Source organism: Streptococcus sp. AS14, from assembly GCF_000286495.1.
Taxonomy (GTDB): domain Bacteria; phylum Bacillota; class Bacilli; order Lactobacillales; family Streptococcaceae; genus Streptococcus; species Streptococcus sanguinis_P.
Window position 1 is genome coordinate 131,129 of sequence record NZ_ALKI01000007.1, and the last position, 13,479, is coordinate 144,607.

The following is a 13,479-nucleotide window of genomic DNA, read 5'->3' on the forward strand; positions in this document are numbered from 1 at the left end:
AATCATCTTCTTTCTAATTTCTTCAAAGCATCGCGAATCTGCTGTCGAGTTTCCTCAAGCGATCCATTATTATCAATCAGCACGTCTGCCCTCTTTCGTTTTTCTCGAAGAGATAGCTGAGCTGCTATGCGTTTTTCTGCCTCTTCCTGACTGAGAGCATTTCGAGACATAAGACGACTGAGCTGAGTTTCCTCCGTCACATCCACCAGCCAGATTTGGTCAAACCAGTCCTCATATTGTAACTCAAACAGCAAGGGAAGATCCATAAAAAAGATATCTTCCTTCTCTGCTAGCAAACCTCGTCTGCCAGCCAGTTCCTCGCGAATAATACGGTTTTGTATTTGACTGGACCGCGCCATGAGTTCGGGATTCCCAAAAATCATAGCTCCCAGCTTGGGCCGATCCAAGCGCCCATCTTCCTGTAAGATAGCTGGACCAAAAGCGGATAAAAGAGCTTGATAAAGCCGTCCCCCCGGCTCCTGTAACTCATGAACCACCTGATCCGCATCAATGACTTGGTAGCCCTGCTGCCTTAAAAACTCTGTCACAGTTGACTTACCCGAGGCAATGCCGCCAGTGATACCGATAATTCTTGCCATGACAGCTACCTCGCTTTCTGACAATGAGGACAGAGATGAGTACCGCGTCCACCCAGCTTAATTTTTTCAATCGGGCTGCCGCATCTAGCACAAGGTTGACCAGTCTTTCCATAAACTTGCAGAAAATCCTGCATAGTGCCATCTTCACCCAAAGCATTACGATAGGTCCGAATGGTCGATCCTCTCTTTTCAATCCCGAGCTGCAAAACTTCTATAATCTGCTCACGCAGCCGCTTGGCCTCAGCAGGCTTTAGACTAGCTGCAGGCCTGGCCGGATGAATCCGCGCCCGCCAAAGGGCCTCGTCTACATAGATATTGCCCAGTCCAACGACCAAAGTCTGCTCCAGCAAATAGGGTTTTATAGGCTTCTTGGAACGACCCAAAGCTGCTGCAAAAGGCGCCAAAAGAAAGTCCGCCTCTGTCGGCTCAGGACCAAGCTTTCTGGCAGTAAAATAAGTCTCCAGCTGATCCTTTCTCAATAGCTCCATGGTCCCAAACTTACGAACATCCTCATAAACAAGCGTTCCACCATCTGTCATCTCGAAAAAGACATGGGCATGCGTGCGCTCAGGCACCGCATCAGGATAAAAAAGATACTTGCCTTCCATTCGCAGATGGGAAACCAGCACTCCGCCTGTCAGGTAAAAGAGCAAATACTTGCCCCGACGGCCAATCCTTTCAATGGTCTGACTTGGCAAGTCATGGACAAAGCTATCCACTCCTGTACCGATCATCTTAGCATAGCGGACCCGCACCTGTCCAATCGTCTTGCCAACAACCAGACGCTCCAAACCGCGCCGAACCGTCTCCACTTCAGGTAATTCAGGCATAAAGTTCCTTTCTATCTTCTATTTATTAGCCAGAAATATACTCTAAAATATCAGCAGGCTGACAATCCAGCGTTTCACAGATAGCCAGTAAGGTCGCAAAGCGAATACCTTTAGCCTTACCTGTTTTTAGAATAGACAAATTTGCTTGTGTAATTTTTGTTATTCCTAATAGAATTTTTAATCACCACTCTTTTTAAAACTTTGGTAAACATCATCAATAAAAATCTTTGCAATACGCTTTTTGAAATCTTCATTACTCAATAGCACTCCAAAGAAATCTTGATTTTGGGTGTAACCATCAGTTAAAGCTTTATCAATTTCATCCTCAAATGAAAATTCGAAATCTTCGCGAGAGTTTACTAAAGCTGATTGCTTCAATTTAGGATTCTTCTTCATCAATTCCCTAATTGAGACTGCCCCGCTAACAGCAATTTGATCATCAATATCTAAATCAAGCTGCTCATTAATTTCTTCAATGATTTCAGACAATTTTTTCTCTTGTTCTTCAGAAACATTTGATAAATTCGGCTTATTTAGTGTCACCGAATAATTTCCCTCTAACTCTGCCACAGTGTAAAAACCGGTTTGTTTGTGTTTCATATAATCTACAACAATCTTATCAGCAATAGTGAAATCATTCCCTCCCAATCGGACATCAATCATTTTCACAAGACCTTGCAGATAATTGTATCGTTCATGAAGCAATTCATTTTGATAAGCTGTAGCCTGAATCAAGAAGGTATACATCCGTAAAAATCCACGAATAACTTTACGGATATTTACTTGTTCTTTTTCATCAAAACGCTGCACTCGTGCATACCCGTTTGACAGTAGAGCGAGCATCTTTTGTTTATCGCGGCTGGAACGTTTCTCTTGATATAAGAATTGATTATAGGCATGGACATCATCATTATCTACTATTCCATAACTTTCAATTTTAGCATCTAAATCAAATACATCGCTCGGAGTAATCGTTTCAGTCAAAATTGTTTCTCGGTAGTAGGGAGCAAAAGCTCTATTAATATCCTCATAGGTATTTTTAAAATCAAGAATAAAAGTCTTTTTGTGATAGCCTTTTACAATACGATTCAAACGAGATAAAGTCTGTACTGCTGCTACATCACGCAACTTTTTATCTACATACATAGCCAATAATTTAGGCTGGTCAAAGCCCGTTTGATATTTATTTGCAACGATTAGCACTTGATAATCATCAGTATCAAACTTACTTTTGAGCTTATCTTCACTAAAGCCATTCATAGAAGATTCGCTAAATTCAGCTCCATCAAGGCTCAACCTTCCTGAAAAAGCGACGGCCGCTCCGATACTAGTAATATGATGCTCTTTTAAATATTTCTTAAAAGCTTGTTGGTATTTGACAGCTGCCTCACGTCCTGAAGTTACAATCATTGCCTTTCCATGTCCACCTAAATCAGCCATGATGTCATGAGTAATAAAATGGTCCATGATAATTTCGACCTTTTGATGAATATTTTCATCAGATAGCTCCACAAATTTAGCAATTTTCCGCTTTGCCACTGTCGTTTTGAGTTCAGGATCCTCTTCGACCGCCTTATTTAGCTTGTAGTATGTTTTATAAGTGGTGTAGTTATTGAGAACATCTAAAATAAAACCTTCCTCAATAGCCTGCTTCATACTGTACAAGTCAAAAGGAACCTTTGAACCATCTGGTCTAGTAGAGCCAAACAACTGCAATGTAGTAGCTTTAGGTGTCGCTGTAAATGCAATAATAGAAATATTGTCTTGTTTCCCTGTACGGGCAATTTCCTGTTCAATAGCATCGCCGACAGACACTTCTTGTGGCTCATCCATTGTGCCGTTCTCTATATCCGTTTCAGTCAATACCTGACTGACTGCACTCATATAGGAGCCAGTCGTAGAACTATGCGCCTCATCAATCAAAATGGCAAATTTCTTTTCTGCTGTTACACCCGCAGACATCCAGTTTGATTTATTTATTTGTGCAAACTTATGGATAGTGGTCGCAACAATTTTTGTATTCCCAGCAAGTGCATCTGCTAAGTCGCTAGAAGTAGCCTTATCATCCATAACCTTAATCACACCAGGCTGATGCTCAATAGAACGAATAGCATCTTGAAGTTGACGGTCAACAACGATACGGTCAGTAACAACCAAAACTGTATCAACGATATTTTGATTTTCTTCATCATGAAGACTAACTAAGCTGTGTGCCAACCAAGCAATCGTATTTGTTTTACCCGACCCCGCAGAATGCTGAATCAGATAGTTTCTGTCAGTATGGTTGACTCGCATATCTTCTAAAATACGATTAACTGCTCGTCTCTGCTGATAACGCGGAAAAATGATATCCTTTTTATCAGGCGTTAAAAAGATAAAACGTTCAATCAACTGTAGGATACTTTCTTTCTTCAGCAAATCTCGCCATAGATATTCTGTTTCTGGCCCCTGATTATTCTGGGGATTCCCTGCTCCTTGGTCAATCCCTTCACCCTTTCCTTTATTAAAAGGCAAGAAGTAGGTATCTGATCCCTTAAGCTGAGTTGTCATATAGACTTCCATCCAGTCAACCGCAAAACTAACTAATACTCCTGCATTAAATCGGAAAAGACGATTTTTAACATCACGTCCTTTTAACTGCTTAATAGCATCTTGGACAGACTGGCCACTTGAATTTAGTTTCAACTCAATAGCAAACAAGGCTAAGCCATTAAGAAAGATGACTAAGTCAATACGTTCTTGGTCCTTATAGACCACTTCTTCCATTACTGTCAAGCGATTTAAATTATACTGATGGCTAGCCTTTTCATTAAAGTCTGTTGCTGGTCTGCGGTACATAAGACGAAGTTTTTTATTCTCAATATACACTCCATCTTTTAAGGCAAATAGAAGACCACCTTTGATAATTTCTTGATTAATCAAATTGAGAATAGTTTCTCTATCAAAACGCTTCAAGAGTTTTTCGACAGTTGCTTCTTGGGTTGACATCAGAAATTCCCATAAAATATCTATATCCATAGCCAACCTTTGATTATAAGCAGACTGAGCACGCTGAATATAGCCATTATACTGAATGAGATCTTTTAAAATCCATTGCTGAAAATCATAACGCTCAGTAATATCTAAATTTGCCATCTGCTCTCCTTATCCTTCATCAGCAAGAGATAAAATCTCCAAATACATATCCAATCTTTCATTGATATATTTGGCAAATAAATCCTCCATTGCCGATAAACTTCCTTTTGAATGAAAGTCATCAAATGCTTGGTAATAAGCTAATCTGTCCATAAATTTTATATCAATTGGTGGATAGCCTGCCTTCATCAACTCCAAATTCACCAAGAGCCTACCTGTTCGGCCATTGCCGTCAATAAACGGATGGATACTCTCAAAGGCAATATGAAACTGAGCTAGTTTGGTCACCATATTTTCCTGACTTGCAGCATAGTCCATTAGGATCTTCTCCATCAATGGAGCAATCATATACGGCTGAGCCGGTTCATTGGCTGCTCCCATGATGCGCACCGGGACTCTCCGATAAATGCCTCGGTCATTTTTTTTATCCGCTAATACTAGATAATGAATATCCTTTATCATCTGATCTGACAAAGGCTGGTTCTCCTCAACAAGCCTTTGAACATACTGAAAAGCCTCCTGATGACCGATTGCCTCCATATGATCTTTTAAAGGCTTTTGGTCAATAGTCAATCCACGCAGGACCAAATCTGTCTCACGCAAGGTCAGAGTATTGCCCTCAATGGCATTTGAATTATAAGTATATTCGACTGTGAACTCTTCATTCAGCCGCTCCAGCTCTCCATCCGTCAAAGGGCGAAGTTTTGATAACTTCATCATCTTTTCATCAATCAAAGGCAAGAGGCTCTCTGCTTTTTTATAGCGACCATCCGCTGGTTTTCTGGCATCTGAGGGAATTCTCCACAAACGCCCTTCTTGGACAGCACCCGGAATCTTTCCCTGACTGCACAGAGACCGAACTCGACGATCAGAAATCCCCCAGAGATCAGCTGCCTGCCTCACTGTCATATACATGAGCACTCCTCACTTTCTCCCTCTATTATACCATAGTTCGGAACAATATGAGGAATAACGGAACAATATTTGCGGATTAACGGAAGGATAATAAACGGAAATAATATGTAGGCCATACACATTAGTCTTATAAAACTCACTATTCCCAATTATGTCCCCATTACTTACAAATATCTAATTAGTCTTTCTTTTTTCCTTTTCACTATCTAAACTTAAACATAGAATCTTTCTAAAAGTTAATACTAAACTACATAGCGATAAAATGAAATACAATAAACTTCTGATAAAGATGCTCATACCCACATGTACAATATTTGCTGAGTTATTTTGTTCAAGAGATATAAAAATAGAAGGAAAAATTAATAATAGTACTGATAAAATCGACAGATCAAAAAGTTGTTTCATTATTAGCAAGTCTAAATTCAGAGTTTTTAGTTTTTTGATAAATGGATTGTCCGGTAAAAATGAAGTAATACTAAATGAAGCTATAAGTACACCTGATGTAAAAATAAGGACATTTTGAATAGATGATAGAAAATCTGCATAATTCTGAAAAACGGACAATTTGATTGGACATATCAAAAAATACAAAGCTACTAACAAAGAAAGGAAAAAAAATATTTTTTTCTCATGTTTTCTAATTTTAGTAATCATTCAAATACTCTTCCCTTACTTTATAAGCTCTTTCAAGTTTATCATAAAAGACATTGTTATCAACTTCATCCAGATAATATTTTTCATAATAGTTTAACTTATGAGTTACTAAATCAATTATCTCTGAGTCACCATAAACAGACATAGTTCGGATCTTCATATTCTGGTTATCTTTATACGAACACAATTCGTCTATAGCGCGTTTAATTCTATTTTTATTTAAACTAGCTCCCTTTATTCTCATTTCCATACTTTCGGCTGACATTTCCTTAGCAAATTCAACACCACTATTAATATCTTTTACTTGATCTGAGAATAATGATAAATTTTCTGGAATAGCGATTGAAAAAACAACATCATGAATATGCCGCATCTTATCTAGATTTTCAATAGCATCCTTATCCTTTATAATAACAAATTCAAGTTCTTTATAATCAATTCCGACCTTTAAAGCAATAAATTTTCTTAATTCTTCTATTGTAGTTTGCGATTTCCCTCTTTTCTGAAGCAAAATGCTATTTTTAAAATCATACAAAAATTGAGCATCATTAGCTATTCCTTCGGTATCTAATTTTTCCACAATATCTCTATTTTGAGTCTGAATATCATCAATTTGAATATCTTGCTCCAAATTAACCTTTGCAATAGTAAATACTATATACGTATCTGTTTTACGAATATCATTTCGTAAATAATACGATAAATTACCAATAGATTCTGTAGCAAGTGGCACATTAGGAACAATTCCAGCAAAAAATGCATTAATCTTTGAAACAGCATTTGTTTTAGAAATAGCTTTATAAAAAAGACACTTGAATTCACGTTCTACAACCATTTACACTCTCCTCTTCCCTGTCACATAATCATAAATAAGAGTTTGTCGTTGTTTATTAATATTTTCAATTTGTTCTTGTTTAATATCAATCAACTGATTTATTATTTTGAGTTTATTATCTAAAAACTTAACTATATTCACTTGGCTGTTATAATCAGGAATTAGTATCTCAATAGTCTTAAAGTCATCTGAATAGGTTCGCCATCTCATTTTCATAATACCTTTTCCGTATTTATAACACTGACCAGCAAATGCTTCTGTTCTAAAAAGATAATGGAAAAATTTAGAACAAACACCTTCTAGAGGTTCATAAATATCATATGCAGGACTAGTCACTCCATCGTACTCTGATATTCCAATAGAGCCCATCCAAGCCAAAATAATATTCACTACAATATCTTTTTTATATACAATCTTATACCCTTCTGTTGAAACAGCTTTGTTACCTTTTTCCTCTCTATCACCATGAGGGAATACTCCAAATTCCGTATATAGAGAAAGTAGTTGAACTTCTTCAATAGGACGAAAATTTTTTTCACTTCTCAATTTAAAAGCATCTTTTACTCGTCCTATCTTCCACCCCTCAGGAACCTGTCCAATCCAGTCGATTCCTGAATCCTTCATAGGAACTGTTTTATCCAATCCTTTTGTGACAGTCTCATAAATCAAGCTAGCGCGGTAGTCTTTGAGTTTTTGAATTTGCTTTTCAAGTAATCTTTTTGCCCTATCTAACTGAGCTATTTTCTTGTCTAGATAATCAGCAATTTTTTGTTGTTCATTACAAGGAGGAATTAATAACTCCATTTTATAAATATCTGACCAAGTCCCACCTTGTCTAACTCCACCACCAAAGTTATAAAAAACTTTACAAATATCATATGTATGCAAAAGATAGTACATATAACTGTCGTTACTCTCTAAATTTTTTAAACGCAATGTTAAGTATGCCGAAGTAATAATACCATTTTCTCTTGCAAGTCCAACACGAAGACTTCTTTTATCATTTTGTAAATCAGTCAGACGTAAAACAATATCTCCTCTTTGAATAATATTATACGTATCAAATGATTCTGGTAAAAGTCCAAAAGAACTATCTATGGATTTCCGGATAATACGACCGTAACTTAGAGATAATAGATTTTTTTCTTTATTACCTCTATTTTTTTGTTTATGTTCCTCAAAAATATGATTGACTTTAGCAACTTCCCACTCTTCTGGTATCTGTCCAATCCAGTCGATGCCACTCTCTTTCATCCTAGTCATGTTTGAGCTCCTCCAAGAGGTTTTGTAGTTCTTCTTCAAGCTCGTAGAACTCTGCCAAGAGCTTATCTGCACTTTCTGGGGCTTGGTACTGGTAGAAATACCTAGTAAAAGGAATTTCAGCTCCATAGCCCTTTTCCTCATCAAACCAATAGTGGGCGTCTGGTACATGTGGATAGACTTCACGCGCAAAGTAGTCTTCAACATCCTCTGTCAGTTTGACGATTTCACTATCCTTGGTGGTCTTATCATAGACAATACCATCTGCTATCTCGCCAAACTTGTCCTTCTTGGTCGTTGTGACAATTTCTGCTGTCTTATCCATCTCGCTCATAGTAAGCGCAATAGCATTGACATTAGCTGGTGTCACCTTCACCTCAGATAATAGCTCTCTGATTGCCTGACTAAATTCCTCAAAATTAGGGTAGCTGTCATCAGTGATTCCAAGCCGGAGAGCATTTAATAACTGCTCCTGCTTGGCTTTTCCAGCTGCTAAGTCTTGTAATTTCTTCTCATCATTGGCTGTGCGAGGCTCCATTTCAAGCAGTTCCTGATATTGGTATTCATCATAAAGCTTTGCTACAAATGGGACACTTTTAACCTTTTCGATGGTATCTTCAGTAATTCTGCCTCGACGTTGCAGAGGCTGCATAACGATATACTCTTTATAAAGAAATTCTTTGTTATCAAATATTTTCACATGGTCGTTTTCTTCAAAGTTATGGTACCACTGGATAATCTGCCGGATATTGTCCTCAGAAAGTTCACGACGCTTTTGTCCCAGAGACTTTCTCAATGGTACAAACTCTTCGGTCGCATCGATAAACTGTACCTTATTCTGACGCTTAGGAGCTTTATTTTTATTGTAGATCCAAATATAGATGCCAATTCCTGTATTGTAGAAAAACTGACCAGGGAGTGCGATGATAGCTTCTAGCAAGTCATTCTCTAAGATATAACGCCTAATCTGACTTTCTCCAGATGTTGTTCCACCTGAAAAAAGCGGAGACCCGTTAGAAATAATAGCTGCACGTCCATTCTTTTCTAGTTTAGCCAAGCCATGCAAGTGGAAAAGTAGCTGAGCATCACCTGTTGCCGGAGTATTGACAAACCGACCTTGTCTGCCATCGGTTGCCTCAAAGAGTTCTTGATCTTTTTTGACAGCCTGTTCTACACCATCATCCGCGTCCTTTCCTCCCCAAGACTGGCCAAAGGGAGGATTGGCAATGACAAAATTCATCTTTTTGTCCGCAAAGGGATCACCATCTTTAAGAGTATCTGTCTTCACAAAGTAGTCAGAATTTTCCTGCCGAATCAGCATATCTGCCCTTCCGATACCATAAGTTTCTGAGAGATATTCCTGACCAAAGAGAAGAACATTCACTTCAGAATTCAAACGACGAATATAACTTTTGGCTGTAGCCAGCATGCCTCCCGTACCAGCAGCCATGTCTAGAATTTTTACTATTCTCTTATCTACAAACAGTTCCTCATCTGCTTCAACGAGCAGTAAGTTGACCATCAAAGCAATGACCTCCCGAGGTGTATAGTGAGATCCTGCTTCCTCATTTTCGGAGAAACGGCGAATGATATCTTCAAACATATAGCCCATTCGCATAGAATCCACTGTACTCGGGGATAGATCAATTTTGGAGAATTTCTTAATGACAGTGAATAGGCGTCCTGTCTGTGCCAAGGTATGGACCTGCTCCTTAAACTTAAGGTTTTCAATAATGTCCTTTACTCGTTTGGAATAACCATCTAAATAAGCGAGAAAGTTTTCTTCGATTGCATCAGGATCATTTTGCAAATTTTTAAGAGTAAAAGGGCTTGTATTATAGTATTTATATCCTGATATATCTTCAAGAATCTGTTCCGGTGTTTTTTTGTCTTTCTTGTAGGCTGCAATCACTTGATCCTTGGTTGGCAGTAGAGCTGCTTCCAATCTAGCTAATACAAACATGGGAATAATCACATCACGATATTTATCTGCGCGATAAGCTCCTCGAAGTGTATTCGCAATAGACCAAACTGTGTTGACATCGCTAGAAATATTAACATCATTTTTCTGAAAAAGAGGAAGTTGTGATTTTAATTTTGACATATATATACTCTATTTCCAATTCTTATTTTAGTATCTTTCTGGTGAAAAAAATGTAGACCATCTCTCGTTTGTAGTAAAAAGAGATAACAAATTGTTATGCTCTCTTTCACTGCTATTTTAAAAATAATTTTTCCTAGCTTCCTTAGGGATTCAATACTCCTTCTTATTATAGCCAAAGTCCGCCAAGTCCAGCTTCTTGTCCCGCCAGTTTTTCTTGACCTTGACCCAAGTTTCTAGGAAGACCTTGTCCCCCAGCATGAGCTCAATGTCGCGCCGAGCCATGGATCCGATTTTCTTCAGCATGGATCCACCTTTGCCAATGATAATACCTTTTTGGCTATCGCGCTCCACCATGATGGTCGCTCGGATATGGACCTTGTCCGTCTCCTTATCTCGCTTCATACTGTCAACAACCACCGCGACTGAGTGGGGAATTTCCTCCCGCGTCAGCATCAACACCTTCTCCCGAATCATTTCAGACACCAGAAAGCGCTCTGGATGGTCGGTAATCTGGTCTTCTGGGAAATACTGGAAGCCTTCCTCCAGATTCTCACTGAGGATGTCAATCAGATGGGACACATTATTACCCTGCAGGGCTGAAATCGGCACGATTTCTTTGAAATCCATCTGCTGACGGAAATCATCAATTTGCGCTAAGAGCTGATCCGGATGTACTTTATCGATCTTATTAACCACCAAAATAACTGGCACCTTAGCCGCTTTCAGGCGCTCGATAATCATATCATCACCCTTGCCACGCGGCTCATCAGCTGGCACCATGAAGAGGACGGTATCCACCTCACGCAGGGTGCTGTAAGCTGCTTCCACCATAAAATCGCCTAGAGCCGTCTTAGGCTTATGGATTCCCGGCGTGTCGATAAAGACAATCTGCTCCTTATCCGTCGTGTAAATTCCCATAATTTTATTGCGAGTGGTCTGAGCCTTATCGCTCATGATGGCAATCTTTTGCCCCATAACATGATTCAAAAAGGTTGATTTCCCAACATTAGGACGTCCTAAAATAGCTACAAAACCTGATTTAAAAGTCATTCTTTCACCTCTATTATTTCCATTAAAACAGCAGAAAATCGGCAGTCTCCCCCGATTTTCAAATCTTTAAAAAATCCAATCCCAAATCTTGGGAACAAAAATAATCAGTCCTGTCACAACAGCAAAGCCAGACACGACCAGAACAGCTCCCGCTGCCATATCCTTGGCATTCTTTGCCCGCATAGAAAAGTGGTAATCACTGGCCAGATCCACGACATTTTCAATGGCAGAATTGACAATCTCAAAGGCAATGACCAGAAAAATGCTCAAAAAGAGAAAGAGCCATTCTATCGCGGACAAGTCAAAAATCAGTCCCGCAACTATCACCGCCAGAGCCGAAAGTACATGCTTGCGCAGATTGCGCTCCTCTTTAAAGGCTGTAAAAATACCAGTTAAAGCAAATTCCAAACTCGAGACCACATCTCGATTTTTCCATTTGCGTTTGTTATTTCCTTGTGAGTCCATAAGCAGTTAAAATTTCTTCCTGTAAACCAAACATTTCTGCTTCTTCTTCCGGCGTATAGTGATCATAGCCGTTGATATGCAGAAAACCATGCACTGCCAAAAAGCCCATCTCCCGCTCAAAGCTGTGGCCGTATTCCTCTGCCTGCTCACGCGCCTTGTCCACTGAAATGAACAGCTCGCCGATATAGGCGTCAAAATCGTCCAGCATCTCAGCTAACTCAGGATGGTCCAGCAAATCCTCCTCGTCAACAGCGATGTCCAACTCAGGCTTATACTCCAAGCTGATCACATCCGTCGGCCGATCCGTATCTCTATATTCCAAGTTGAGTTCATGACTGCGCTCATTGCTGACAAAAGTCACAGCCATTTCCTTATTTTCCTTGCCCGTTTTCTGGGCCGCAAACTCCAAAATTTCCTGGGTCTGTTTAAGAATCTCTTCCGAAACCTGACCCGTTTCATCTACTATTTCGATATACATATCTTACCCGCTTTGCTAGTATTACCTTATTATATCATATTTCGACTCACTTTAGGGAGCCGAGGGCAGGGTTTTGGAAAATAGCAGAGCAGATTTGTCAACCACTCACCGCAAAGACAAAAGCAGTTCTTTTTTTATTTTATACCTTCCCGAAACTTTGCCTTTCACTACCTGCTATCATTGACAAAAAGACAAGGCTGGGAAAACCCAACCTTGTCCTACAAGATGCTAATTGCTGACAAAAACATCACGTTTAAATCAATGAAAGTAAATAAATTGTTTTATTTTATAGTTTTAATATTCTTCTATAAAGTTTTTGGGATAATTTTGGGTTTTAATACGATTTTATTTCAAATCAAACAAAAAAACGACCAATTGGCCGAGATAGTGTATTATTTAAAAGTATTATAATGCTAATTGCCGGGATCGAACCGGCGACCTCATCCTTACCATGGATGCGCTCTGCCAACTGAGCTAAATCAGCGTACCTATCTAATATATCATGTAGATAGGTGCTTGTCAATATCCTTTCTCATTTTTTTGCAAAATAATCTTCCCTAGTCAGATAGTAATGAACCCGTGTCACAATGCGACCTTTCTCATGCTTGTCTAGTGATGCGTAAGGCTCTTCGTGGGAATATTTCATACCCGACTTGACCATAACTCGGCCAGATGCTGGATTATCCACATCATGCAGCGCTACAAGTTTGTTCATTCTGATTTCCTCAAAAGCTAGCTTGATTACTGCGCGATTGGCCTCTGTCGTATATCCCAGATTCCAGTATTTTTTATTGATTACGTATCCGATAGCCGCCGTTTTCAAGTCCAGCCTGATCTTATGCAGGTCAATAGTCCCGATGAATTTGCCACTTTCTTTCACTTCTATTCCCCAGCGCCCCAGAGGATTGGCCAGATAAAAGAGAGCGATATTATTGCGTGTTTCTTCCAGGCTTTTGTTTGTCTCAAAAGTATAGCGAGTATTTTCCTCATCTGAAGCATACTCAAACATTGCCGGGGCATCCTCCAAGGTCACCGGACGCAGAATCAACCGCTCAGTTTCCAGTCTGGTATGACGAGCCAGATTGACATAGATATTTTCCATCAGAGCCTCCTATTTTTTCTTAGCAGAATAGCACAATTCACTAATGAAAGCA

Annotated in this window: 12 protein-coding genes and 1 tRNA gene; all 13 read right to left on the minus strand. The window is 39.2% G+C overall.

Translation table 11 applies throughout. The features are described from left to right. Positions 1-2 precede the first annotated feature (2 nt). Entirely contained in the window at positions 3-599 is a 597-nt protein-coding gene (coaE, locus tag HMPREF1150_RS08705) for a dephospho-CoA kinase (RefSeq protein WP_009659286.1), read from the minus strand. A 5-nt stretch (positions 600-604) separates the two neighbouring features. Further along, the gene (mutM, locus tag HMPREF1150_RS08700) at positions 605-1,429 is read right to left on the minus strand and encodes a DNA-formamidopyrimidine glycosylase (RefSeq protein ID WP_009659334.1); all 825 of its coding nucleotides are present in this window, start codon (positions 1,427-1,429) and stop codon (positions 605-607) included. A gap of 25 nt (positions 1,430-1,454) precedes the next feature. Next, on the minus strand, positions 1,455-1,604 hold the full coding sequence (locus tag HMPREF1150_RS11510) for a helix-turn-helix transcriptional regulator (RefSeq protein ID WP_083842622.1): 150 nt from the start codon (positions 1,602-1,604) through the stop codon (positions 1,455-1,457). Positions 1,605-1,606: 2 nt separating this feature from the next. Beyond that, positions 1,607-4,564 carry a type I restriction endonuclease subunit R gene (locus HMPREF1150_RS08690; protein WP_009659348.1) on the minus strand — a complete coding sequence of 986 codons (2,958 nt, stop codon included), beginning with the start codon at positions 4,562-4,564 and terminating at the stop codon, positions 1,607-1,609. A 9-nt stretch (positions 4,565-4,573) separates the two neighbouring features. Further along, positions 4,574-5,479 carry a DNA-binding protein gene (locus HMPREF1150_RS08685; protein WP_009659295.1) on the minus strand — a complete coding sequence of 302 codons (906 nt, stop codon included), beginning with the start codon at positions 5,477-5,479 and terminating at the stop codon, positions 4,574-4,576. Positions 5,480-6,122: 643 nt separating this feature from the next. Continuing rightward, the gene (locus tag HMPREF1150_RS08680; RefSeq protein ID WP_009659336.1) at positions 6,123-6,968 is read right to left on the minus strand and encodes a hypothetical protein; all 846 of its coding nucleotides are present in this window, start codon (positions 6,966-6,968) and stop codon (positions 6,123-6,125) included. Beyond that, entirely contained in the window at positions 6,969-8,231 is a 1,263-nt protein-coding gene (locus HMPREF1150_RS08675) for a restriction endonuclease subunit S (protein ID WP_009659265.1), read from the minus strand. After that, on the minus strand, positions 8,224-10,332 hold the full coding sequence (locus HMPREF1150_RS08670; RefSeq protein ID WP_009659312.1) for a class I SAM-dependent DNA methyltransferase: 2,109 nt from the start codon (positions 10,330-10,332) through the stop codon (positions 8,224-8,226). Before HMPREF1150_RS08670 ends, HMPREF1150_RS08675 begins: the two co-directional genes overlap by 8 nt. Before the next feature lie 150 nt (positions 10,333-10,482). Then, positions 10,483-11,382 (minus strand): GTPase Era, encoded by a 900-nt coding sequence (gene era / locus HMPREF1150_RS08665; protein ID WP_009659325.1) that lies wholly within the window; start codon positions 11,380-11,382, stop codon positions 10,483-10,485. A 66-nt stretch (positions 11,383-11,448) separates the two neighbouring features. Then, on the minus strand, positions 11,449-11,847 hold the full coding sequence (locus HMPREF1150_RS08660; RefSeq protein WP_002894866.1) for a diacylglycerol kinase family protein: 399 nt from the start codon (positions 11,845-11,847) through the stop codon (positions 11,449-11,451). After that, positions 11,828-12,325 carry an rRNA maturation RNase YbeY gene (gene ybeY / locus HMPREF1150_RS08655; RefSeq protein ID WP_009659298.1) on the minus strand — a complete coding sequence of 166 codons (498 nt, stop codon included), beginning with the start codon at positions 12,323-12,325 and terminating at the stop codon, positions 11,828-11,830. Before ybeY ends, HMPREF1150_RS08660 begins: the two co-directional genes overlap by 20 nt. 411 nt (positions 12,326-12,736) lie before the next feature. Further along, positions 12,737-12,809, minus strand: a tRNA-Thr gene (locus HMPREF1150_RS08650). A gap of 48 nt (positions 12,810-12,857) precedes the next feature. After that, complete coding sequence (locus tag HMPREF1150_RS08645) at positions 12,858-13,427, minus strand: GNAT family N-acetyltransferase (protein ID WP_002920696.1); 570 nt, start codon at positions 13,425-13,427, stop codon at positions 12,858-12,860. Positions 13,428-13,479: the final 52 nt, after the last annotated feature.

Coding starts and splice junctions, on each gene's coding strand:
- HMPREF1150_RS08685 (WP_009659295.1), bottom strand. CDS start 5,479: ATGTATATGACAGTGAGGCAGGCAGCTGATCTCTGGGGGATTTCTGAT.
- ybeY (WP_009659298.1), bottom strand. CDS start 12,325: ATGTATATCGAAATAGTAGATGAAACGGGTCAGGTTTCGGAAGAGATT.
- HMPREF1150_RS08660 (WP_002894866.1), bottom strand. CDS start 11,847: ATGGACTCACAAGGAAATAACAAACGCAAATGGAAAAATCGAGATGTG.
- HMPREF1150_RS08670 (WP_009659312.1), bottom strand. CDS start 10,332: ATGTCAAAATTAAAATCACAACTTCCTCTTTTTCAGAAAAATGATGTT.
- HMPREF1150_RS08645 (WP_002920696.1), bottom strand. CDS start 13,427: ATGGAAAATATCTATGTCAATCTGGCTCGTCATACCAGACTGGAAACT.
- HMPREF1150_RS08675 (WP_009659265.1), bottom strand. CDS start 8,231: ATGACTAGGATGAAAGAGAGTGGCATCGACTGGATTGGACAGATACCA.
- HMPREF1150_RS08690 (WP_009659348.1), bottom strand. CDS start 4,564: ATGGCAAATTTAGATATTACTGAGCGTTATGATTTTCAGCAATGGATT.
- HMPREF1150_RS08680 (WP_009659336.1), bottom strand. CDS start 6,968: ATGGTTGTAGAACGTGAATTCAAGTGTCTTTTTTATAAAGCTATTTCT.
- era (WP_009659325.1), bottom strand. CDS start 11,382: ATGACTTTTAAATCAGGTTTTGTAGCTATTTTAGGACGTCCTAATGTT.
- mutM (WP_009659334.1), bottom strand. CDS start 1,429: ATGCCTGAATTACCTGAAGTGGAGACGGTTCGGCGCGGTTTGGAGCGT.
- coaE (WP_009659286.1), bottom strand. CDS start 599: ATGGCAAGAATTATCGGTATCACTGGCGGCATTGCCTCGGGTAAGTCA.